20 protein-coding genes are annotated in these 22,462 nt (G+C 47.2%); 9 read left to right on the forward strand and 11 right to left on the reverse strand.

The window, feature by feature from the left end; genetic code table 11:
- Positions 1–198 precede the first annotated feature (198 nt).
- The 4 genes from OCU49_RS19785 to OCU49_RS19800 all read left to right on the forward strand — a co-directional run bounded on the left by OCU49_RS19785 (position 199) and on the right by OCU49_RS19800 (position 4,201).
- Positions 199–1,056 (forward strand): LysR family transcriptional regulator, encoded by an 858-nt coding sequence (locus OCU49_RS19785; protein ID WP_261842268.1) that lies wholly within the window; start codon positions 199–201, stop codon positions 1,054–1,056.
- Positions 1,057–1,345: 289 nt separating this feature from the next.
- Positions 1,346–2,233 carry a DMT family transporter gene (locus OCU49_RS19790; protein WP_261842269.1) on the forward strand — a complete coding sequence of 296 codons (888 nt, stop codon included), beginning with the start codon at positions 1,346–1,348 and terminating at the stop codon, positions 2,231–2,233.
- 113 nt (positions 2,234–2,346) lie between these two features.
- Positions 2,347–3,594, forward strand: coding sequence for a S1 family peptidase (locus OCU49_RS19795; protein ID WP_261842270.1), 1,248 nt, complete (start codon positions 2,347–2,349; stop codon positions 3,592–3,594).
- A 10-nt stretch (positions 3,595–3,604) separates the two neighbouring features.
- The gene (locus OCU49_RS19800) at positions 3,605–4,201 is read left to right on the forward strand and encodes a hypothetical protein (protein WP_261842271.1); all 597 of its coding nucleotides are present in this window, start codon (positions 3,605–3,607) and stop codon (positions 4,199–4,201) included.
- Between the two features lie 31 nt (positions 4,202–4,232).
- Here the strand turns inward: OCU49_RS19800 and OCU49_RS19805 are convergent, their stop codons facing one another.
- The 6 genes from OCU49_RS19805 to OCU49_RS19830 form a co-directional block, all read right to left on the reverse strand.
- The gene (locus OCU49_RS19805; protein ID WP_261842272.1) at positions 4,233–5,183 is read right to left on the reverse strand and encodes a GlxA family transcriptional regulator; all 951 of its coding nucleotides are present in this window, start codon (positions 5,181–5,183) and stop codon (positions 4,233–4,235) included.
- Positions 5,184–5,198: 15 nt separating this feature from the next.
- Positions 5,199–5,969 carry a hydroxyacylglutathione hydrolase gene (gene gloB, locus OCU49_RS19810; RefSeq protein ID WP_261842273.1) on the reverse strand — a complete coding sequence of 257 codons (771 nt, stop codon included), beginning with the start codon at positions 5,967–5,969 and terminating at the stop codon, positions 5,199–5,201.
- A 33-nt stretch (positions 5,970–6,002) separates the two neighbouring features.
- Positions 6,003–6,962 (reverse strand): PDR/VanB family oxidoreductase, encoded by a 960-nt coding sequence (locus OCU49_RS19815; protein ID WP_261842274.1) that lies wholly within the window; start codon positions 6,960–6,962, stop codon positions 6,003–6,005.
- Between the two features lie 150 nt (positions 6,963–7,112).
- Complete coding sequence (locus OCU49_RS19820) at positions 7,113–7,499, reverse strand: EutQ-related cupin domain-containing protein (protein ID WP_261842275.1); 387 nt, start codon at positions 7,497–7,499, stop codon at positions 7,113–7,115.
- A 70-nt stretch (positions 7,500–7,569) separates the two neighbouring features.
- Positions 7,570–7,980 carry a lactoylglutathione lyase gene (gene gloA, locus OCU49_RS19825; protein ID WP_261842276.1) on the reverse strand — a complete coding sequence of 137 codons (411 nt, stop codon included), beginning with the start codon at positions 7,978–7,980 and terminating at the stop codon, positions 7,570–7,572.
- 83 nt (positions 7,981–8,063) lie between these two features.
- Positions 8,064–9,191 (reverse strand): aromatic ring-hydroxylating oxygenase subunit alpha, encoded by a 1,128-nt coding sequence (locus OCU49_RS19830; protein ID WP_261842277.1) that lies wholly within the window; start codon positions 9,189–9,191, stop codon positions 8,064–8,066.
- 568 nt (positions 9,192–9,759) lie between these two features.
- Here OCU49_RS19830 and OCU49_RS19835 point away from each other — a divergent pair.
- Entirely contained in the window at positions 9,760–11,379 is a 1,620-nt protein-coding gene (locus tag OCU49_RS19835; protein ID WP_261842278.1) for a BCCT family transporter, read from the forward strand.
- 190 nt (positions 11,380–11,569) lie between these two features.
- On the opposite strand, the gene OCU49_RS19840 is transcribed toward OCU49_RS19835, so the two are convergent.
- Positions 11,570–12,427 carry a LysR family transcriptional regulator gene (locus tag OCU49_RS19840; RefSeq protein WP_261842279.1) on the reverse strand — a complete coding sequence of 286 codons (858 nt, stop codon included), beginning with the start codon at positions 12,425–12,427 and terminating at the stop codon, positions 11,570–11,572.
- A 419-nt stretch (positions 12,428–12,846) separates the two neighbouring features.
- Between OCU49_RS19840 and OCU49_RS19845 the strand changes: the two genes are divergently transcribed.
- Positions 12,847–13,758, forward strand: coding sequence for a DMT family transporter (locus OCU49_RS19845; protein ID WP_261842280.1), 912 nt, complete (start codon positions 12,847–12,849; stop codon positions 13,756–13,758).
- A gap of 78 nt (positions 13,759–13,836) precedes the next feature.
- Here OCU49_RS19845 and OCU49_RS19850 read toward each other — a convergent pair whose 3' ends face one another.
- Positions 13,837–14,031, reverse strand: coding sequence for a hypothetical protein (locus OCU49_RS19850; RefSeq protein WP_261842281.1), 195 nt, complete (start codon positions 14,029–14,031; stop codon positions 13,837–13,839).
- A 149-nt stretch (positions 14,032–14,180) separates the two neighbouring features.
- Positions 14,181–15,071: a LysR family transcriptional regulator gene (locus OCU49_RS19855; RefSeq protein ID WP_261842282.1), complete on the reverse strand. Its 891-nt coding sequence runs from the start codon at positions 15,069–15,071 to the stop codon at positions 14,181–14,183.
- A gap of 151 nt (positions 15,072–15,222) precedes the next feature.
- Between OCU49_RS19855 and OCU49_RS19860 the strand changes: the two genes are divergently transcribed.
- The 3 genes from OCU49_RS19860 (at position 15,223) to OCU49_RS19870 (ending at position 19,499) form a co-directional block, all read left to right on the forward strand.
- On the forward strand, positions 15,223–16,149 hold the full coding sequence (locus OCU49_RS19860; RefSeq protein ID WP_261842283.1) for an MBL fold metallo-hydrolase: 927 nt from the start codon (positions 15,223–15,225) through the stop codon (positions 16,147–16,149).
- Positions 16,150–16,483: 334 nt separating this feature from the next.
- Positions 16,484–17,887: a nucleobase:cation symporter-2 family protein gene (locus OCU49_RS19865; protein WP_261842284.1), complete on the forward strand. Its 1,404-nt coding sequence runs from the start codon at positions 16,484–16,486 to the stop codon at positions 17,885–17,887.
- A 262-nt stretch (positions 17,888–18,149) separates the two neighbouring features.
- Entirely contained in the window at positions 18,150–19,499 is a 1,350-nt protein-coding gene (locus tag OCU49_RS19870; protein ID WP_261842285.1) for an 8-oxoguanine deaminase, read from the forward strand.
- A 62-nt stretch (positions 19,500–19,561) separates the two neighbouring features.
- Here OCU49_RS19870 and OCU49_RS19875 read toward each other — a convergent pair whose 3' ends face one another.
- On the reverse strand, positions 19,562–21,433 hold the full coding sequence (locus OCU49_RS19875) for a PhoX family protein (protein WP_261842286.1): 1,872 nt from the start codon (positions 21,431–21,433) through the stop codon (positions 19,562–19,564).
- 140 nt (positions 21,434–21,573) lie between these two features.
- Positions 21,574–22,185, reverse strand: a complete 612-nt coding sequence (locus tag OCU49_RS19880; RefSeq protein WP_261842287.1) for a TetR/AcrR family transcriptional regulator — start codon at positions 22,183–22,185, stop codon at positions 21,574–21,576.
- Between the last annotated feature and the right edge of the window lie 277 nt (positions 22,186–22,462).

The raw sequence follows: 22,462 nt of genomic DNA on the forward strand, positions 1-22,462 counted from the left end.
AACAGTTGATCTAAAACCGGCCAACGCGGTTCAGACCCTTTCAATTTAATTGCTCATCACTATAAATCCCACTTATCTATAAATATATTTAAATTGAAATAAGCATTGTTTAAATATAATTTATGCAATTCGTTAGCCTAAGTCTAAGCAGCAGCTAACCATTACCTAATACTTACAGCCCTGATTACTGAGTCTGCTATGCGTCACCTCGATCTGAACCTGTTAAATACTTTTAAAGCCATTGCGGAATGTCATAGCCTTACTCAGGCATCTCTGCGATTAAACAAAACCCAGGCAGCGATTAGTATTCAGCTAAAAAAACTTGAAGAACTCACTGGCTGTAAACTGATCGAACGGGGTTATCACAAAGCAGAACTGACTCAGGATGGCGAAGTACTTCTGCAATACGCCCGGCGCTTACTCAGCCTCAGCAATGAAGCCATTAATGTGCTGAATGCGGAAGAAGTCCGCGGCACTGTTAGATTTGGAATCCCTGATGACTACGCCAGTCTGATCCTGAAAGATGCTGTGCAGGCCTTTGCTCACCGCTACCCGGGCATTCGTCTGGAAATTCGCAACGATATAAGTCACAACTTATTCAAAGGGCTGGAAAATGGTGAGTTGGATCTGGCATTAGTGACCCAACGCGAAACAGATGCCGGGGGGGAAGTACTACGCCGTGACCCGCTTGTATGGGTTGCTGAACAAAATTTTACTCTGTCGCAAGATGCAGCCTTGCCACTGGCACTTTATCCACACGGTTGTAACTTTAGGAAAAATATTCTGGATGCTCTGAGCAGCGCGAGACAGGATTATTATATTGCCTTTGAATGCAGCGGCGTCACCGGTGTAAAAATAGCCATCGACAGCGGTCTGGCAATTGCAGCAACCGCTCAGGCACTGATTCAACCCAACTGGCGCATCATCCAGCAAGATGAATATCAACTACCCCGCCTGGATGCAGTCGTTATTGAGCTTCGCAACGGCAAAGCAGAACCTAGCACGGCGGTTAAATGCTTCGCCGAAAATATCCGGGAGCTGCTGTGTGATGTATAAGAAAAAACAGCTAACACTGCTGTAAACCAGGCCATTAAAAAGCATCAGTAAATCCCATCACAGCCATCCAATTTTTCAATCTGACATCCTAACATAAACGGCTAGACTGCAAAGCTCATGGGGTGTTCACCACATCAGAAAAATTCTTTCAGACATCAGTAAGCATTACGCATCAGATCATTATTTTTACTCATGAGATATGAGTTTTTTGCGCTTGGCTGAAATAAGAACTGCCCCTACCGTTACAGACTTTAAAGTCCTAAACAGGTATTCAGGAGCAGGGACGATCATGAATCAGAATTATTTCAAAGGCGTACTACTGATTCTGGCTGCAGGTTTATGTTATGCCTTCCAGCCAATCTTTGCCCGGCTCGCTTATGCGGATGGTGCTAATGCTATTGCGCTGATGTTATTACGCTTCTTATTAGCCGCCTGCATTCTACATTTATTTGTATTCCGGCGGCGTAAGCGTCAGCCAGATAAAACCGCCACTCGTATATTTCCGGTACTGGCTACAGGCTTACTCGTCGGCAGCGGCGCTATGTGCTATTTCACCGCGTTAGAACAGTTGTCAATTGGACTGGTTACACTACTGTTCTACCTGTTCCCCCTGTATATATTTATTTTCTCGGTAATCCTCCGCCTGGAGGCTATGTCACTGCTAAAACTGTCAGCCGTACTGTTAGCAGTAAGCGGCGTATATATAAGCGTTGATATCAACAGTGAACTGCCGCTCGGCGGGCTGATACTGGGCATTTTGGCGGGTGTGCTCTATGGCACTTATATTATGTTGAACAACCACTTTTTGGCCCGTCAGGATACTTTGACTTCACTGACATGGATCACCAGCGGCGCCTTCATCTGCTTTACTATACCGGCACTTGCCGGACAGGCAGAATTTCCCGACAGTTTACAAGGCTACAGCGCAGTACTTGGATTAGTCATAGTCAGTACACTTATGTCCCTGGCCTTATTTCTCACCGGTACCCGCCTGATCGCTCGTGCTACAGATACATCAGTGTTAGCAATGGCGGAAATTGGTACCACAATGTTGCTCGCCTGGCTACTGCTGAATGAACAGGTCAGCAACCGTGAACTGCTCGGTGCGGGGGTTATTTTTATAGCCGTAATAATTATTTTGGCTGCCGGGCGTAAACCAGCAAGAGAAGCCATCTGAGGTACAAAACATACTCATTCTGACAATCCGATAACAGTGCTACTTGACCGGATTTACCGTTTTCGGGATAGTTCTTGGCCAATGGAATCAGTATCTTCCGAAAAAGGACTCTTATGCGCTTTCTTCTTATTACTCTGACTGCTCTCATACTGGCAGGCTGTAATGCTGTGCCAGTAAAAAATGTGCAGGAAATCAAAACTGTCGCCAAACTCAATAAAAAAATAACCACGCCAGTTAATATTCCAGTAGCGTACTATGCTGAAGAACAAGAACTGACCAGGATTATGCAGCTGAACTCCGGAGGTGGGGGCCGCTGGATATTTCCGACCGGCCAGCAATTCAAAGAAGCACTGGATCTAGTATTACCAGGAATATTTGCCAGAGCTGAACCTTTAAAACTTGGCGGCAAACCCAAATATCTTTTCAGGTTTTCAGGTAAACCAGAATTCGACTCTATGTTTGGTACTGCGACAGTCACTCTATCAACCAGTGTCACTAATCGCAGCGGTGATATTATCTACGAAACACAGACTGAGGGTTCTTCCAGTACCGGAGGTATCGGTGGAGGCTATGAAACCATCTTCATGAACGCCTTTGCACAGGCAATTAAAGAAGCTACAACCCGCTTTCTAAATCACACCGGCAGCGTCCGCCTCGCAGAAACTCAAAACGCAGCACCGGCTCCACTAGTAACAACTGACAACGTCCTCTCATTACTTGACGGTGTTCAGCCTGTAGGTACCGGAACCGGATTCTTTATGAATAAAACAGGTCAGATACTGACAGCCTCCCACGTTATTAACGGCTGTCTGCTGACCCAAATAAAACATGAGGACAAAACCTATAACACTAAACTTGCTGCACAGAGCCGGATTCTGGATACCGCACTTCTGGAAATAACCAATGATGACTTCCAAGCACCTGAAGCATATGCCCGGATCAGCACTGACGGAAACGTAACTCTTGGCACTCAAGTATTCACCACAGGCTATCCGTTATCCTCTGTACTTTCTGCTCAGGCCAATCTTACCCTGGGCAACATTAGCTCTCTGGGAGGACTTAAAGGAGCAATTGGTGCCTTTCAGTACTCAGCACCTATTCAGTCAGGAAGTAGTGGTGGGCCAATTGTTGATTACAATGGCCAGCTCATAGGCCTCGTTACCAGTACTATCAACGAAGACAAAGTAAAATCTGCTGGCGCTACAACCCAAAATATTAACTTCGGGCTGTCAAACAGTTATATCATTCAATTTCTGAACAATAACAACATAACGTATTCAGGTAAAAAACCAGCGAAGGGATTTGAAAAAGCTTCACAGCAAGCCGTTGCTTATACAATCCCCGTACTCTGTTACAAGTAAGGACACTGACATGAAAACTAACGGCATTAAACTTATAGCAGCCTTAGTCATTTCACTGGGGCTTAGCCAGACAGCTCTCTCTGATGGAACAAATAAGCCCGCCACAGTTAAAAAGTATCAGCATGAGGGGAATATATATCCGCCAGTTTTCTTTGAAACCAATATCACAGCACTACCTATTAAAGACAAACTGGAAAGTTATCAGGCTTTTACCCGGCTGGATGAAAAAGCTGTCGGCTCCCCTATTAAAGTGTTGGCACTCAATAGAGCGCAACGTAAACAGGATGCTGCCGGCTTTTCATCCGCCATGCTCTCAATCACTACGTTAGGCATCATTCCGGTAGTTTCAAGTAAGGTTTATCGAGTACTGTACTTGGTCATAATTGGTGACGAAGTTATCTCATCGCATCATTACGAAATGACCTCTTCTGAAGTGCAAAATCTCTGGACCCTGGATAATAGTCAGAAGCTAAAACCTGAAGAAGAAATTTTCCTTGAACAAAGCATCGATCAGTTTCTAACAGAAGTCGCAGCTCACAAAGAATTGGCTGAATTGTTTGAGGAATATTATCTATACGCACCATCAGAGGTAACTACTACCGACTAACAAGTAACTTATATGACTAACCGAATCCGTTTCATTTCTGCTGCCTGTCCCGGCTGGGACCAATACCGTAATGACGGCTGTAGGTACGGGAAAAGTGAGCACTGGATTTAAAGCCACAGCGGCTAGCGATGACGGCAACGTCACCGCCCGACTGATATAGCAACCGACGGGCCGCTTGCAAACGCAGTTTCATGTAATAAGCACTGGGAGTCATCTCACAATGCTGCTTAAAAAGCCGTTCTAAATGCCTGACTGACACATGTACCTGATCTGCAATCTCACTACTGACAAGTGGTTTCTCAAGGTTTTTCTGCATCAGGTTTACAGCCCGATGCAAGCGTAGATCAGCGACACTTTGTAACGTTTTAGCGCTGTTAAGCTCCCATTTTCCGGGTAACATCATAGCTTCTGCAACAGCACCCGCCACCATGCTATTGAAATGCCGATCGATAAAGCTCAGCATTAACTGCCCGGGAGCAATACCGCTGGCACTGCTCACACAATCATTACCCTGATCCGCCAACACATAAGGTTTATCGGACACCTCTATTTGTGGATACAGCTGCTGAAACTGCTGAGCTGCAGGTCCCTGCATACTCACAACCCCACGGTTCAGCAAGCGGGCCTGTGCAAGTAAATGGCTACCACCGCCAATACCGGCAAACACGGTTTGTTGCCGGTAAAGTGTCTGCAGCCACCAGGCCAATACTGGATAATTTTCCTGCCAAAGCTGCTGGCCAGCGCAAACAAATAAGTTCGCTGGCACCTCATACTGATAGTCCTGACTTGGCAAGGTTAATCCGTTACTGGCGAGCACCGGTGCAGCCGACGCACCTAATAAGCGCCACTGATAACATTCCCGACCAAGAACCCGGTTTGCCAACCGTAACGGATCTATAGCAGCTTGCAGCGCAGCCATTGAGTAACCCGGCAACAATAAAAATGTTAACCGGTACTGGCCGCCAGATTCAGGACGTAGCATTGGCGATGACTTCCTTCACGCCTGATCTTTGCGCAGCCGGATTTCAGCAAACACCGCTGCAGGGTCCGCTCCAGACATACCTAATGCCTGTTGTAATCCAACCACATCTGCACGCATAAAAGGATTGGTCTGCATTTCCTGCTGAACGTTAGTTGGCAGTGTCGGCAATCCCTTCGCCCGTAAAATATCAACTTCATCACAACGCATCAGCAATCGCTGATTGTCAGGCTCCAGAGCAAGCGCAAACAGAGCATTATTCTGAGTATATTCATGGCCGCAATAGATAGCCGTAGTGTCAGGTAAATCACGTAATAACTGAATGCTTTGCCACATTTGTGCTGGCGAACCTTCGAATAAACGGCCGCATCCCATCGAAAATAAAGTATCACCAACAAAAACAGCTTCAAGCTGCTGCGACCAATAACACACATGCCCCAGAGTATGGCCTGGGGTAGCGATTACCTGAATATCAATACCACCCAGCTGTAAGACGTCACCACCTTCGACCCGCTGATCGATATCAGGAATCACATTTTCATTCAGACGCGGACCAATCACCTGACAGTTATAACGTTGTTTTAAGGCTTCATGGCCATCTATATGATCCCAGTGATGATGGGTCGTGAGGATATAGTCCAGTTGCCATCCCCGCGCCTCAAGTGCCGCTTCTATAGCATTAGCATCAGGTGTATCAATCACCGCGGTGATATTGCTGTCAAAATCGTGTAACAAAAAACAATAATTATCCTTCAGGCAGGGTAACTGCACTATTTCGGCATTCAGCATGATCAGGTTCCGTGGTAATTTTTTATTCTAATTTTAAAGATCTAATTTAAGGCTCGGAGAAATCGCCCGGGAGCAACAAACCATCAACACGCTCTGCTCAGCTTTCTCAGCATCGTTAAGAACACTGTCTCTGTGATCAGCTTCACCTGCCAGCAGGTTCACTTCACAACTGCCACACAACCCTTCTTTGCACATCGTTTCAATTTGATGTCCGGCACCCTGCAGAACTTCCAGAATGCTTTGCTCTCCGCTTACTTGTAGTTTTTCACCGCTACTGGCAATCTCGATTTCAAATGCCTGCCTAACCATACCTTCCGCAACGGGAGCTGCACTGAAGCGCTCAAAACTGACATCAATTAATGGCAACGTTTCCGCCGCATTCAGAATGGCCTGTAGCAACGATTCAGAACCACAGGTGTACACCTGAGTAGCTTGCGTCTGGACTGCGAATAACCCAAATAAATCAAGTCGCTTTGCCGCATCCCCATAGCTGTAATGAAACTCTACCGACGTACCGAATGTATCTTCCAGCCACTGCCGAAATGCAGCCTGCTCAGGGGTGCGACACAGGTAATGTAATCTAAAAGGCTTGCCTGCCTGCTGCAGTTGTAATGCCATTAGCATGATCGGCGTAATGCCAATCCCACCCGCCAGCAACAGATAATTTTCACCGGCCATATCCAGTTGAAAATGATTACGCGGTGCATGAATATCCAGCTCATCACCCAGCTTCAGCTGCTTATGAATATAATCAGATCCACCCCGTCCTTCAGGCTCATGTAAGACAGCAACCCGATAATGCTGACTCTCTGCTGGGGAGCTGCACAGCGAATACTGGCGAACCAGGTCATTATCGAGTAATAAATCAATATGAGCGCCGGCACTGAACGGAGGTAATTCCCTGCCGTCTGTGGCTTCAAGGGTATATGCACAAATCTGTTCGGCAACGTTCTCAACAGCGGTAATACGGGTCGTTATTGGCTGAGAAGTCATACTTCACCTCCGGGCAGCCGGTATTCGTAGCGAATTCGCCACCAGCTGACATTTTTCTTCGTGGTGTTATTAAGGACGGGGAGCACAGCCGGTGCTCCCCGTAACCTATCTGACGAATGCTATTACGCAGTCAATCAGGCAGGTTGGTGCTTACATGTCTTCAGGGTCGATGCCTGGTACTTCAGTAATGCCCAGCTGCTGCTTCCAGTCCACCGGATAAACGGCGTAGAAAATTACGCACTTTTCGTCACATTCGTACTTCACATCCATGCCTTTTGGCATGTACAGAACATCACCCGGCTCACACTGATAAGCAACGCCATCAGCGATCAGGCGGAAGTTACCTTCTTTAACAAAAACGGTTTCGTCTACTTCCAGATTCCATGGCACAGACACGTTGTTCAGGAAGTTAACGCCACCAGCCATGCTTTCGCTGACTTTAGTGTTTACCCAAGGTTTGATATAGGTTCCGCCTGGCTCTAACTCAACCAGTCGGTGCTCGATATCAGAAAACTTAAATAACGTTGGTGTAGGCATAACAAATATCCTTTTTTGAATTTATTGGTTGGATTCAGTTGTGGTGCTTAACATGGTTTAACAACAGAACTCAGGGGTTAACCGGTTCATTCAGTTCAATCACATAACCGTTTGGATCTTCGACAAATCCCAGCATGCGGGTGCCGTGGTTCATCGGTTTAGCCGGGCTGCGAATGGTGACGCCTTCTGATTCCAGATACGCCATCGCTTCTACGACGTTATCCACGTTGAACGCTAAATGACCGTAGGCATTGCCTTTGTCGTAATCAGTTTTCTGATCCCAGTTGTAGGTCAGTTCCAGCGTTGTTGTTACGTTCTCCGGACCGAACCCCACAAAAACATTGGTAAAACGGCCATTCGGGTATTCGGTATTACGCAGTACTTCCATACCTAAAATACGGCAGTAGAAATCCAGAGATTTTTCCAGATCCCGCACCCGGATCATGGTGTGATCCAGACGGAATTTATTGGCTTGAGACATCATTCACCCCACTCAAAAACCACAGGCAGCTCGATACCTGTATCAATAGAATGGCCGGGGATTCTGGCCCCCGACCGACTTATTTATTCACTCAGTGCAGCGACTATCTGCTCCTGAAAATTACGTACACTCCGCTCCCAGTGGGGTGACAGCACACCGCCAGTTTGAGCAACCGTAGATTTACGTCCTTCCTGTAAACGGATACACATTTCATGATCTTCAATGTGTACATCAACCCAAAGTTGCTTTAACTTTTCTGTCGCTTCCGCATCTAGCTCGGTGCCATCCGTCATATAAATAGCCCGACGCTGCAACGTTTTATCTGGCCCCAGAGGAACATTCAGATGCACGCCCATCTGGTCCGGAAAATAACGGCCAAACACAAAGTTAGGGAACAGGGTTAAATAGCGGGAGCTCACGGCTAACGTATTACCGCTGCCATCGCCGCCTTCTTCGTTATCATCAAGGTCGACTGCACTGCCCTGGCAATGGCCGTCATCAACAATGTAGTGATCAACTAATGGCTGGTCAGTCGTGGAAGCATGTACAAACTGCACGTGATACGGCTCAATGAAGTTCTCCATCAGGAACTTCCAGTTGGTATTAACAACGCCAAGATCAATAACACCCACCAGCTTTGCCTGATCGAAATCCATCCCCTGCAAGCGGTTCTTTACAGGTGCAATGAAGTCTTCGAACGGCTGTGCATCACCGCTAATATTGACGAATATCCAGTCATACCAAACTTCACAGTTCACGGCTGTCAGACCATGTTCTTTCGGATCAAAGCCTTCCGGGATCGACTTAGGATCATCACCACCAAAGTACGGCGTAGTCCGTAACTCACCGTCCAGACCATATGCCCAGGCGTGATATGGGCACTTCAACATACGGCCCACATTCATTGGCTCATCGACCAGCTTCAGGCAGCGATGACGGCAAACGTTATGGAAAGCATTAATCTGATTTTCACGGTTACGCACCAGTAAAACAGGGCTGTCACCGACGTTAACAGGCATCGCGTCGCCAGGGTTTGCCATCTCATGTGCAAAGCCAACTAATACCCAGTTCTGCGGGAACAAGCGGGCTTTTTCATCCGCCCAAAAGGCTTCACTGGTATAGGCTTCCGGTGGCAGACCGCGCTTTATCTCGCCCGGTGCGTTGAAGGCTTCCAGACTGGCATTCGCCAGGTCAGTTGCAATCAGGGACATGATTGTTTTCTCCGAACATTATTGTCGTTATATCGGGGCGCTGTAATCACATTACTGCTCGTATTTACAAACGCGTCATAAGGTCTGGTCAGGCACTCTGGCATTATTGCCGGAGGCCTTAGCTGGCGATTAAAAATCTATCAGGGAGGTTACGCAGGAGCCCAATTCAAATAATGCACAGGTCATGAGCCTGACTAATAGCACGGTAAATCTGGGTGTAAAAAACATGTATTAAAAGCTAATAAAAACTCTAAAATTTCAACAAGATAAAAACTATTTTTCTAACACTTACCTGCCTGCATCCAGCATTCACACACTTGCTTACTTCGGACAAAAAAAGTCGTTATTCAACTGTTATTAGATAACCTCATGCCTCGTGCGAAATTTGCATTGGGCGTGTTTCCCGGTACTTGTTAGCGTGTTACATCTGGTCAGTCATAGCTGGCGAAACCGGAAACAACTGAACGCTGAAAACAGCGTGTCAGGATGATCCTCTTTATCTCAATACAACAATAAAAGAGCGGTAGCAGGTCTCTGATAGCATCAGTCGCCCGTACCGGGAGAGATTATGAACAACAAAAACAGCAACACAGGTGTTGCCGAGTCGGGGCTATTTACCGGCATTAACCCTTCTATGGGGATTTTGGCAAAAGGCATGGTTGTGGCATTTCTGGTGTTTACCATTATGAATGTCGATTATGCCGGTGGCGTTTACGCCGACATCAAAAACTGGATTCAAACCACACTCAACTGGTATTACGTCAGTCTAATCAGTGTGTTCTTTTTCCTGAGTATCTGGCTAACCACAGGTAAGATGGGCAGCTTACGACTGGGTGCAGACGACGAACGTCCCGCTTTCAGTTTCTTCTCCTGGTTCGCCATGCTATTTGGCGCAGGTATGGGAATTGCGATGCTGTTCTGGAGCATTGCAGAACCTATTTTCCACTTTCAGGGTAATCCGTATATCACTATGGCCGGAATTGAAGCAGGTACTGCTGAAGCCGCTCAGGTGGCTATGCGTATTTCCTTCTTTCACTGGGGATTCCACGGTTGGGCAATCTATGCCATCGCCGGTCTGGCTATGGCTTACTTCGCTTTCCGCAAAGGCCTGCCTCTCACTATTCGTTCGGCGCTTTATCCAATTCTTGGGGATAAAATCTACGGACCAACAGGACATGCCGTTGATCTGTTAGGCGTGTTTGCCACCATTTTTGGTGTTGCAACTTCATTGGGACTGGGCGTTTCACAAATGAACGCAGGTCTTAACTACTTGTTTGGAATGGAAATATCTGTTCTTAACCAAGTCATTCTGATTGCGGTCATTTCAGTTGCAGCTACTTTTTCTGCTGTTTCCGGCGTTGCTAAAGGTATTCGGATACTCAGTGAGCTGAATATTAAACTCACTGCAGTTTTGTTCCTGTTCTTCCTGTTTGCAGGCCCAACAGTATTCTTACTGGGTTTTTATGTAACCAGCGTCGGCGATTATCTGGCGAACATGATACCTATGGGTTTCTGGACAGATCCAAATCCAGAAAGTCAGTGGCAGGGTTGGTGGACCGTATTCTACTGGGGTTGGTATATCTCCTGGGCACCTTTCGTTGGTATGTTCATTGCGCGCATTTCCCGCGGCCGTACCGTACGTGAATTCCTACTCGGTGTGATCCTGGTACCCTGTATGGTCAGCTTTTTGTGGCTGACACTCTTCGGCGGTACTGCATTACATATGGAATTATATGGTGATGGCGGTATTGTTACTGCGGTTAACGACAACCTGACAACAGCATTATATGTGACTCTGGAAGCATTAAATGTTGAATGGGCAACCTGGGCAATGGCCGCGCTGGCTACCCTGATGATTCTGACCTGGTTCGTTACCTCGGCAGATTCAGGCACGCTGGTTATCTGTACCTTATTGTCTATGGGCAGTGAAAACCCACCACATAAATTCCGTGTTATCTGGGGTTTAGGTGTAGGTGCTGTTGCAGCTGTACTGCTACTGGCTGGCGGACTCAAAGCATTACAGGCGGCGTCAGTCGCTGCTGCTCTGCCATTCTCAATCGTGATGATTATGATGGTTATCGGTTTGCTCAGTTCGATGCTGACTGATTCTGAATATGTACCTTCGCAGTCAGTACAACCTGTTGATCAGGACGATCTCAGCCTGAACAAACCAGTCCAGGCTGGATAAATTTGCGAGGCATTAAAAAGGGCTACCAGTAGCCCTTTTTTATTGCCTGAGATGCTGACCGACTCTGATTATATTCCTTCTCAGAAAGCAGCACTTTCTGAACAGGACAACCTAAGCCTGAAGAAATCTGCACAGGCACTGCTAATACAATAGAGGTATAAAAAAAGGGCTACTGAGTAGCCCTTTGTCGTTACATTACATGGCTAAGCCAATGCACAAAATCCCTCACCTTGGCAATATTCAACCGATCATCCGGCACAATCAGATAGTAAGAATAACTGTCCAAACTTTGCTGAAACGGGCAAACAAGCTTACCTTCGGCAACATCATCCGCAATTAGCTCCGGACACACCAGCGCGAAGCCCTGCTTCTCAATTGCCGCTTGCTGACGCACATTGGTATCACTGTAATACTCATTACGTAAAGGGGATAAACCGTCCACTCCGGCTAACTGCAACCATTCTTGCCAACTGGTGACATCTGCTTCATGCAATAACGCAAAGCGCTGAAGTAATTTTGGATCAGCAGGATCATCGATGCCTTCCAGTAATGAAGGATGGCATGCCGGCGTCAGGTTTCCTGAAACAATCAGACGAGCATTAACCGGTACCTCCGCCACGTGCAGCCATTCGATAGATACATGAACATCTGCGTTAGAAAAATCCGCGGAATCATTACTGTGAAAAAAACGAAAATCATAACTAAAATCCGCTGCACGTAATCGCGACGACAGCCATTTCAGTGCGAAATGCGAGCGTACCGAAATACCGATAGGTGTTAACGCCAAATTCGCTTTTAAACTGCCCACACCGCGCCGTAGCAGCGCCATAGATGCAGATAAATCTTTATACAGAATCTCACCTTCCTCAGTCAGTGCAATACCAACCCCGGAACGGTCAAGCAACTTGGTATTAAAATAATCTTCCAGGTTGCGGATCTGATGACTAATTGCCGACTGAGTGACATTCAGTTCTTCGGCAGCCTTAGTAAAGCTCTTGTTGCGAGTTACCGCTTCAAAAACTAACAGGGACTTAAACGGTAGTAGCATAGCTTCTCACCCTTCAAACTTTGCCAGAAGGTTTCCTCAGAAACCCCGAAGCCTATGACTTTTCAACCAATAATCATATTTTTGGCATGACTACCGTCAACTATCTGAATACACAGATTCGTCACAGGATTCTTGTTTATTTTTATAATTAGAGGCACGTTTTATACTACTGCCTGAACGCCCTTCCCGGATCATAAAGAAAGCCGTATGCCAGCACAATCATTACAAATCCCTGGGATTTCGGCTCTACTTCCAAACTGCAACATACGCCTAATCTGCAACGCAGGCAGTTCGTAGCCTGAGCCTCATACACTTACTAAACCCGGCAGTGAGTCCAGCTAATACCCTATGAGATCTTTGATTTTTCACTGCTGGTCTCTACAGGTAATTTGTAGCCTTTTGTGCAAGAGGCACGGACCATGCAAAACAATAAATATACGGCTGATCTGATTCTGTTACTGGTTGCAGCTGTCTGGGGATTCTCCCTGGTAGCACAAAGTATGGGACTGGAATATTTGGGACCATTCGGTTTTAACGCCGGACGCTTTTTACTTGGCGCACTGGTACTGATTCCGGTTTGTCTGTTTTGGCATAAGGCTTCAATTCCCAATTGGCCCGCTATGCTGAAAGGCAGTATTGCAGCCGGCTTTATATTGTTTATGGGAGCATCTCTGCAGCAAGCAGGTCTGCAATATACAACTGCAGGTAATGCCGGCTTCATTACCAGTATGTATATCGTTTTCGTGCCTGTTTTTGGCCTTGTTCTTGCGCAAAAAACCGGCATTAATACCTGGCTGGGTGCCGGACTGGCTGTCACAGGTCTTTATTTACTCAGCATCGGGGAAAACTTCAGTATCAATCCCGGTGACGCCCTGGTACTGGCAGGTGCAGCCTTCTGGGCTGGGCACGTATTACTAATTGCTAAACTGGCCCGTCAGTTGAATAACCTGATGCTCTCTCTGCTACAGTTCATTTTCTGTGGCCTGCTGTGTACAGTACTGGCAATCAGTTTCGAATCGGCAAACTTTAGTACAGGTAATTTGTTAGCCGCCTGGCAACCCTTATTATTCGCTGGTGTTTTAACCGTCGGAATTGGTCATACTTTGCAAGTCGTCGGGCAACGTTCTGCCCCGGCATCTCACGCGGCTATCATCATGAGTCTGGAGGCGGTCTTTGCGGCTCTGGGAGGGTGGCTATGGCTAAATGAACATCTGGATACCCGACAGTTTACCGGTTGTGCGCTCATGCTGGCAGGTGTGTTGTTATCGCAATTACCATTATCCCGTCGGACCAAAGTAACTACTGATAAAACCGCGCCTGAAAACGCCTGATAATTTAATTACGTTATTGCATGATACGGCAGACAACTCTGCCGTATTTAACTAACATAGCGGTTAAAACACTATCTGTTAAATCGCCGTCTTCCGCGTGTTCCAGCGACGTAAAACATCTTCCTCAAACTGACCATTGATCGATAAACCACAACTACACTTTATGAAATAATAAGTACCATAACCATTTTGAAATCCTGCACTGCACGTCACCTCTTCACCACAACACGGACAAGGTAATTCCTTTTGTGATGGATTTTCCTCTGTATTCATAATCTGCCCTTAAGCTTTTATTCTGCGAACTTAACAGTTCCTAACAGTTGAGCTTAATCACCAGAAGCCATAGCTATCAGCACCAGCCTGGAATGTCATCCAGACCAGTTAAAGCAAGATTTTGCATCAGGCCGACACACAGGTCCGAATCAGTCATCCACTTGTGCAAAATACTCCACCAGTTTGTCCAGCATTACCCTCAATGCTGCTGGCTGTTTTTTACGGGAATGGTACACACCATAAATATTCAGTGTCTGAGGCTCATAGTCCGGCAACAGCTGTACCAACTGTCCACTGCGAATATGCTCGATAACTGAGTGACGCGGCTGCATCGCAATTCCGACACTGTTAAGTGTTGCTCCCAATACCACCATAGAGTCATTCGCAGTAAAGTTGCCGCGGACAGCGACAGCGCTGGGCTCTCCATCCCGGTTAAATGACCAGAGGCTGTTACCAAAATAGGAGTACGTCAGACAATTATGTTGTGACAATTCCTGCAAGCGCACTGGAGTGCCATGTGCTTCCAAATATTCCGGCGTCGCACATATTACCGAGCGGCATACACCCAACGGGCGGGCGATAAGATTCGGATCTATCTCCTGACTGATACGTATCGCCAGATCAATGCGTTCAGCGACTAAATCGATTACCTGGCCACTTATATGAAAATCCACAGACGTCTGTGGATAATCTCGTAAATACTGTTTGATCAGCGGCGCCAGAACATCCTGTGCCAGATACTGTGAACAACTGATACGCAGCAGCCCTTGTGGTCCACTCAGATCAGCGTCACTCAGCGCAGGTAAATAGTCAGCAATATCCAGTAACTGCCTGCAATGCTGCAGTGCCGTTTCGCCCGCGGACGTCAGGCTTAAGCGCCGGGTAGAACGGTGTAGCAAGCGACTACCTGCCCAATTTTCCATTTCGCTCAGATAACGGGTAATCATCGACCGGGACATATCCAGCCGTTCTCCAGCAGCAGCCATAGTGCCTTGTTCAACAATAGTGACAAACACTTGCGCAGCGGTTATTCGGTCCATATTAAGCCTCCCCTAAAGCAGTTAAGACAACCTTGGCCTAAAAATATTCGTTCGATATAAGCAACAATTACTGCCGATTAAACCCGTATTCCAATCGATATAGGAAATATAAGCTTAATTAAAATCTGACGCTATAAATCTGGAGAACTACATGAAAGCTTCAAGCAAAGCTACATTCAGCCGCCGTCGCATGCTGGCGGTACTGGGTGCAACTGTACTCGGTATTGCCGGCCTTAGCGGTTGTGCTTCAAACACTGCAACCCCATCTGCTGCACTCACTGTCGACGTATACAATCCGAAAGAAACTGCTATTTTCCCAGCCAGTTCCAGCATCATCAGCGGCCCTAGTGAAGCAATTCTTATCGACGCTCAATTCCAGAAAAATGATGCGCAAAAGTTAGTTGATATGCTTCAAGCCGGCGGGAAAACCCTGAAAGCGGTATACATCAGCCACGGTGATCCGGATTACTACTTCGGCCTGGATGTTATTCGTGCAAATTTTCCGGAAGTAAAAGTCTACGCAAGCCCAACAACTCACGCGTATATTGCCGCCAGTATGAAACCAAAACTGGCCTATTGGGGGCCAATCCTCAAAGATAATGCACCATCTGAACTGATCCTGCCGGAACAGTTACCCGGTGATACCCTGACAGTAGACGGTCAGGAAATTAAGGTCATCGGCCTGAACGGTAACGATCCAAAGCACACCTTCGTTTGGGTACCATCAGCTAAGACCGTCACCGGTGGCGTTATCGTGTACGAGAATCAGCATGTTTGGATGGCAGACAATCAGACCGAAGAATCTCGCCAGAAATGGCTGCAAACGCTGGAAAATATCAAAGCACTGCAACCAAAAACCGTTGTACCTGGCCATTATCTGGCAACACCCCGCCTGAATACCCGTTCTGTAGACTTCACCCGGGACTATGTTCTCAACTTCGAAGCGCAAGCTAAACAGGCAAAAGATGCAGCGGACCTGCGTGAACGCATGATCAGGCTCTACCCAGACTTTCCTCAGGACGTAGGTCTGGATATCAGCACGAAAGTTAGAATGGGCGAAATGCAGTGGCCCCAGTAATCAGAAACAAATTCTGACTTCAGCGACAGCCCGGCAATAGCCGGGCTTTGTTCGTCTCAGACTCTTTTAAATCCAAATTTTTATGAAATAAGAAATCTTATTAACAGGGTATACAAAGTAAAGACGCGCTAATTCATTCAATTAAAAGCAATAAGCAGGATAAGACCAGAAACAAGAACACGCACAAAAAGACAATACATTGCTAAAAATGTGCACAATCTGAAATTTATATTGTAGACACTATTTTCCACAAGGTTTATCTTAGCCTTAACTAATGTGCCTCACCTGGCAGATTAGACATGGAATACAACAATAAAAAATACAGGTGCATAACATGGCAAACCAAGACGACGCTGCACACAGCGATCTGGTCTTTGGACTGGATGATAAACCCAGCTTTTCCGTTTCCACATTTGCAGCACTGCAACACGTGCTGGCGAGTTTCATCGGTATCATTACCCCTACCCTGATCGTTGGTGGCGTACTTGGCTTAGGCAGTGAAGTGCCTTACCTGGTAAGCATGGCGTTGATCGTATCCGGTATAGGTACCTTCATTCAGGCACGACGCATAGGACCTATCGGCTCTGGTTTGTTATGCGTTCAGGGCACCAGCTTTGCCTTTCTCAGTTCAATTTTAGCCGCAGGCTTTATCGTTAAAGGTAACGGTGGCGGACCGGATGAGATTCTATCGACCATTTTTGGCGTCTGCTTTCTTGCGGCTTTTGTCGAAATATTCCTCAGCCGTTTTATTGAGAAACTGAAACGCATCATTACGCCAGTCGTAACCGGTACCATTATTACGCTTATAGGCCTGTCACTGATTAAAGTCTCTATGACAGATATCGCGGGCGGTTTCGGTGCGCCGGATTTAGGCGCTCCGGTTAACCTAGCTCTGGCAGGGTTAGTACTGATTACTATCGTGATCTTTAATCGCTTTCAGATACATATGTTGCGTTTAAGCGCCGTAATCATTGGCCTGACCGTCGGTTTTGTGGTCGCATGGTCCATGGGTAAAGTAGACTTCAGCGGCCTCATCGATCTCTCACTGATCGCTATTCCTGTGCCATTTAAGTATGGTTTCAGTTTCGATTTTGCAGCATTTTTACCTATCGCTATTATCTACCTGATTACCGCTCTGGAAACTACCGGTGACCTTACCGCCAACAGCATGGTTTCTAAACAGCCGGTAAAAGGACCAGTCTATATTCGCCGCATTAAAGCCGGTGTACTGGCTGACGGTGTAAATTCAGCAATTGCTTCCACACTCAACAGCCTGCCAATGACGACTTTCAGTCAGAATAACGGTGTTATTCAGTTAACAGGGGTTGCCAGCCGCCATGTCGCAGTATTCATTGCCGCTATTCTGGTGATTCTCGGTTTATTTCCGGTTATCGGCGGTGTTTTACAGCAAATGCCTAAACCTGTGCTTGGCGGTGCCACACTGATTATGTTCGGTACCGTTGCAATGGCCGGCGTAAAAATCATTGCGGAAGCAGGTCTCAACCGTCGCAACATGCTGATTACAGCAATTTCAATCGGTCTTGGGCTAGGCGTAGCCTCAGTACCGGAAGTGCTGTCGGCAATGCCTAAAGATTTGAAAAACATCATAGGTTCACCGCTCACAATCGGGGCGCTTTCCGCCATCTTGCTTAACTTCATTTTACCACTGAGAGAATCTGATGATGTCACTGAAGAGCAATCAGCGGAGAATCTGACAACTGATGATAAGACCGCCTGAGACCCGCATTTAGCTGAATAAAAGCAGCACTTTAAAACAAATCAGGTAAAGATTTTCACCAATGTCCCGCTGTTTTATCCACAAAGCGGCGGGATTTTTGTATAAAATCACATACTCACATACATAACCGGACGGACATTCAAGCAACACAAGATCTACTTACAACACCGTTATGGCAGTCACACACGCCCAATCCCTGCCACATCAAAATTTCAGGCGCTATTCACATGTAATTGTGAGACAAACTTCTAAGGAGAATACTTTGTCTAACGCCTCAAGAATCTGGATAAAAAATCCTCTGGCCACTCTCGACTCAGCCTCCGCTGGCGGCATTGTCGTTCAGGGAACAACCATTACTGAGCTTATTCCAGCCGGTGGCCAACCAGCTACTCCCGTCGACAAAATTTTCGATGCCAGTCAGCATGTTATGCTGCCCGGTCTGATTAACGCCCATCATCACTTCTACCAGACATTGACCCGTGCTTTTCCTGCTGCGCTAAATAAATCATTATTCAGCTGGCTGAAAAGCCTATATCCGGTGTGGGCCAAGCTCGGCGAAGAGATGATCGAGATTTCCACCCAGGTTGCACTGGCTGAGCTGTTATTGTCTGGCTGCACTACCGCCAGCGATCACCATTACCTGTTCCCGGAAGGGCTTGAAAATGCCATTGATATTCAAATGGCTCAAGCAGCTAAATTGGGGGTTCGTGTGCACCTTACCCGAGGGTCTATGAGCCTGGGTGAAGATGACGGCGGTCTGCCACCACAAAGTACAGTGCAAACAGAAAATGCCATTCTGGCAGACAGCGAACGCTTGATTCAGCAGTATCATCAGCCAGAAGCAGGCGCTATGAGCCGGGTCGCGCTGGCCCCCTGCTCACCTTTTTCTGTTAGTGAAGATCTTATGCGCGCAAGCGCAGCAATGGCGGCCAAACACAATGTACGCCTGCATACGCATTTAGCGGAAACTCACGACGAAACGGACTTCTGTATCCAGATGTTTGGCCTTCGTCCGGTGGATTATCTGGAGAAAGTTGGCTGGCTGACCGACCGGGTCTGGCTGGCTCACGGTATTCACTTTAATGATACTGAAATCGCCCGACTGGGTGCTGCCGGCACAGGTATCTGCCATTGCCCGTCATCCAACATGCTGCTGGCATCAGGGCAATGCCGTACGCTTGAGCTGGAAGCAGCAGGCAGTCCGGTAGGGCTGGGTGTCGACGGTTCTGCATCCAATGATGGTTCCAACATGATTCAGGAAGTCCGTCAGGCATTTCTGTTACAACGACTGCGTTATCCGGCTGCTGAAATAACTCACCAGAAAGCTATCAGTTGGGCGACTGAAGGCTCGGCACGATGCTTAGGCCGTGACGATATTGGCAAGCTGGAAGTAGGCAAGCAGGCAGATATAGGCCTGTATAAGCTGGACGAACTGCGCTTTGCCGGTGCCGGTGATCCGTTAGCCGCTCTGGTTCTCTGCGGCGCGCAACAGGCCGACCAGGTAATGGTTGCAGGCCAGTGGCGTGTAACCGACGGGAATATCAACGGCTTAGATCTGAACGACCTGATCCATCGTCAGAAACAGTTAGCCCAAAAACTAGCTGCACTGTAAAACAAAAAAGCCAGCTGTTAACAGCTGGCTTTTTCTTTCCGCTAAGAAAATTAAGCCGCAACTTACGCCGCAATAATGCCGCCATCTTTACGCTGCACAACCATGATAGTTGAACGTGGTTTGCTGTCACCGCCTGCAGGGAAGTGTGAAGGCTTGTCCTTTTCGCCTGGGTGTTGCACACCAATGAAAACCGTACGCTGATCAGGGCTAAAAGCCAGACCGGTCAGCTCAGATGCTATCGGGCCTGTTGCAAAACGACGTACTTCTCCGGTTTCAGGATCAGCAACCAACACCTGGTTGTTACCCATACCTTTATAAGAGCCTTCATTAGAGTACTTTCCGTCAGTCATAATCCACAAACGGCCGGCATCATCAAAACCTAAGCCGTCTGGGCTGTTGAACATGTTCTCATCATTGATGTTGGCAGAACCCGCATAAAAGTCTTTATGGATAGTTGGGTTACCGGCCACCAGAAACAGATCCCAGTCAAATGTAGTCGCAGTGTTATCAGATCCCGCTTCACGCCAGCGAACAATCTGACCATACTTATTTTCCGCACGTGGATTAGGGCCACCAACAGGCTGGTTGTCCTTTTTACCGCGCTTGGAGTTATTCGTCAGTGTGCAACAAACTGTTTTAGTTTGCGGATGTACTGCTACCCATTCAGGGCGGTCCATTGTAGTCGCACCAACAACAGAGGCTGCCTCACGGGCATAAATCAGTACTTCAGCCTGGCTGTTAAAGCCATTGCTGCTGTCCAGACCATTCTTGCCATACGTCAGCTCCAGCCAGATGCCTTTACCTTTTACGTCACCATCAACTGATTCAAAGCGGGCAACATACAAGGTACCCTCTTCTAACAGGCTGCGATTAGCTGCTTTGTTATCTGGCTGATACTTGTTTTCAGACACGTACTTATAGATGTGTTCACCGCGCTCATCATCGCCCATGTAAACGACAACATGACCATTATCAGCAACTGTTACTGCAGCATTTTCATGCTTGATGCGGCCCAAAGCAGTACGCTTAAGCGGTGTAGAAGTCGGATCCATCGGATCAATTTCCACAACCCAGCCGTGACGATGTGGTTCGTTAGGTTCTTTGGTCATGTCGAAACGGTCATCAAACTTATACCACTGATAACCACGGTCTTCAGCTTTCAGGCCATAACGCTTCTGATGCTGATCCAGCTCAACGCCTTCTCCCGGTGCAGCAAAGTAACCGTTAAAGTTCTCTTCACAGGTCAGGTAAGTACCCCATGGCGTTTCGCCATTAGCACAGTTGTTAAAGGTGCCCAGTACTTTCGTGCCGCTAGCATCATCACTGGTTTTCATCAGGCCATGACCGGCAGCAGGGCCAGTCAGCTGCATTTCTGTATAGGCAGTAATACGGCGGTTATATTCTGAATCAGGGTTATATTCCCAACCATCAGCAGTACGTTTGATTTCAAAGACAGATACACCGTGCGCCGCCTGAGCTTTCCTGACGTCATCAGCTGTCATTGCCTCACCTTTGTGAGCAAACAACAGCTTATAGTTTGTATATTCGTTGTTAACAGCCAGCAGAGCACGGTCTTCTGATAATGGGAAGAAACTCATACCGTCAGTATTATCACCGAACTGTGCAGCCTGAGCACTGCTTGGCTGCTGGCCGTTTTCATTAAACGCAGGTGCGCCTTTCAGGATCGGATCACCCCATGAGATCAATGGACGAGCCACATAGCCTTCCGGTACTTCAAAAGTATCAGCGGTGCTGGTTGCGATTTTCGCAAAACCCAACAACTTACTTTCTGGCTGAGTGGTCGCTGCGACTGCCTGGGCTACAGGATTAGCCGCAAGGAACATGCCCATCGCCGTGGCACCACCCTGCAAAAAACGTCGGCGGCTTACACCGGCATCGACAATTTTGCTGAAATCCGATTCCTGATTTTTCATTGTTATGGCCTTTAATACTTGTCATAAGTGGTTTTAAGGTGAATCAGCCTAAAACCCGCTGATGACAGTTTAATGACTGAAATATAACAGTTTGTAGTCGCAAGCAGGATTGAGAAATACGGATAACAGGCAGTAAGAATTTAAGGCGACTTTACTTCACAGCCCTTCAAAACCAGCTGACAAATCAGATCTGCAGCGGCTCTGTAGTCTTCTTCTTCCAGAGTTTCTTTGCCGGTTACCCGGCTGATCTGCCAGTCAAAATCGGCATAGGTCTGAGTCGATGCCCAGATAGTAAAAAGCAGATGCTGAGGATCCACCGGCGCCATCAGGCCACGGTCTATCCAGTCCTGAATACGCTGGCTACTTTGCCGGGTCTGCTGCAGCATTTGTTCAGCCACATCTTCCGGTAAATGCGGCGCACCGTGCATAATTTCACTGGCAAACACTTTTGATGCGTAAGGCTGTTCCTGAGAGATTTTAACTTTGGCCCGGATATACTCCGTCAGCGCGATACGCGGATCATCATGTTCGTAAAACGGATCAGACGCGGCCAATAAAGGCTCAATTACACTCTCCAGCACACTGCTGTAAAGATTCTGTTTAGTCTTAAAGTAATAATAAATATTCGCTTTGGGGACGCCGGCCAATTCGCCAATATCAACTGTTTTTGCAGCAGCAAAGCCCTGCTCAGCAAACACTTTACTGGCCGCCTGGATAATCAGTTCCCGGTTACGTTCTCTTATCTTTGCCATACAGCTGTCAGGCCCTCTCCAAGCGTAGCTTGTTGATAATCCGAATATTCTTGAACAGGCATGTTAGCACTCGCCCGGCATAGCGCTCAAGCAAGCTACTTCTCACCTGATGGGATAACACATTCCTCTCAGGCACAGATCTCACCTGACTCCTACACTTAATACATAGGGTTATGCACAGCGTAGTTCACGATGTGAAACATCGTTTCTTGACTTAGAAGTCAGCTTTTACTTAAATTGAGTGTATACAATCCATTCTCATAATAAATACAACAAC

Source organism: Aliamphritea ceti, from assembly GCF_024347215.1.
Classification (GTDB): Bacteria; Pseudomonadota; Gammaproteobacteria; order Pseudomonadales; family Balneatricaceae; genus Amphritea; species Amphritea ceti.